The 1,528-nt window shown below is 58.2% G+C and carries 1 protein-coding gene; it reads right to left on the reverse strand.

The features are described from left to right. The coding region (locus WA989_RS11420; RefSeq protein ID WP_424340625.1) for a PAS domain S-box protein at positions 1 to 1,528 on the reverse strand (1,528 nt) is incomplete at both ends.

Below are 1,528 nucleotides of genomic sequence, written 5' to 3' on the forward strand. Positions count from 1 at the left end.
GTCTGATCCGTGTCGAGCTCGGTGCGCGCAATGAGCTGAGTGAAGCCGAGAACCCCGTTCAGGGGCGTGCGGATTTCGTGGCTCATATTGGACAGGAATTCTGCCTTGGCGCGCGTTGCGGCTTCGGCCTCCTCGCGCGCTGCGGCCAGCATGTCTTCGCGCTCGCGACGGTCAGTTACATCGCGCAGCGTATTTATGACTGAAACGGGCTTTCCGTCTTCATTCCGGATAATGTTCGGATTGCCTTCCAGCCAGATGACTTTGTCGTTCTTGCCCCGCACACGGTATTCGCGGCGGACATCCGGGCCAGGATCGATCCCGGCAAATTTCATCCGGCTCAATTTGATCGCCAGTGCACGGTCTTCCGGAAATACAAAATCGATTGTCCGCATGCCGACAGCCTCTTCCGGCGTGACGCCGAGTTTGGTGCAGGACGGCGAAGCATAGGTGATGACGCCGCTAATCGTGGTTTTCAGGACGATGTCGGTCGAGTGTTCGGCAAGTACACGGTATTGGCGCTCGCTCTCTTGAAGCTTCTGCTCCATCAGCTTGCGCTCGGTCACGTCACGATAGGACGAAACGACCGAATGGGGTGCGCCATCTTCGTCTCGAATGAGGGTCGGATTGCTTTCAAGCCAGAGGTGGCCTCCTCCCGCGCTCGGGGCGCGATGTTCGCTCCGGATCGTGCGCAGAGGGTCGTCATTCGTCATCAGGTCACGGATGGCATCCGAGGCAATTTCGCGGTCTTCCGGAAAAACAAAATTCTGGGCCGGCTGGCCGATCGCATCTTCCGGCCTGATTCCGAGCACGCGGCAGGATGGCGATACGAATTTGACAGTTCCATCGAGGTCGAAGTGCAGGACGATATCCGTCGAATGCTCGGCCAGCATGCGGAATTGCGCCTCACGCTCGCTCAGCTCTCTCTGGATGCGTTTTTCCTCTGTCACATCGCGAAAGACGCCAAAGAAAACATCAATGCTTCCTTCGGCGTTTTTCAGGCATTCGCCCATGGAATGCACATGCCGGTGTTCCCCATCTGACTGGCGGATCAGCGTGGCCTCAAACTCCCATCCCTGTCCTGATGCTATTGCCTGTTCGACTATGCCCGCAACGCGGTCGCGGTCCGCCTCCGCGAAGAACTGAATAGCATCCCCATAATTCGGGTCGAACTCGTCCGGGTCGACACCATGAATGACATAGACTTCCGGTGACCAGAAGACCGCACCGGTTCCGGGGGCGAGGGTCCAATGGCCGACATGCGACATCACCTCGGCCAGCCGGGCCTTGCCAAGCATCTCATTCAATTCCCGCGTCTTGCCTTTCAACCGGGATTGCGACCGTTGAAAATGCGACAGGAGGCGGCGGCGCTCTGTGACAGCTCCGGCGACAGCGAGTGTCAGGACTGAATTCACGACAAGAAAGACCTGGAGAACCAGCATCTTGGTTTCCATTCCGGCTTGCATGAGGGATGTCGGCCCTTCATCGCCCAGCGCAAATGGCAGTGAGATCGCTGTGGTCGCGAGCAAAG

This window comes from Henriciella sp. (assembly GCF_049649345.1).
Lineage (GTDB): Bacteria > Pseudomonadota > Alphaproteobacteria > Caulobacterales > Hyphomonadaceae > Henriciella.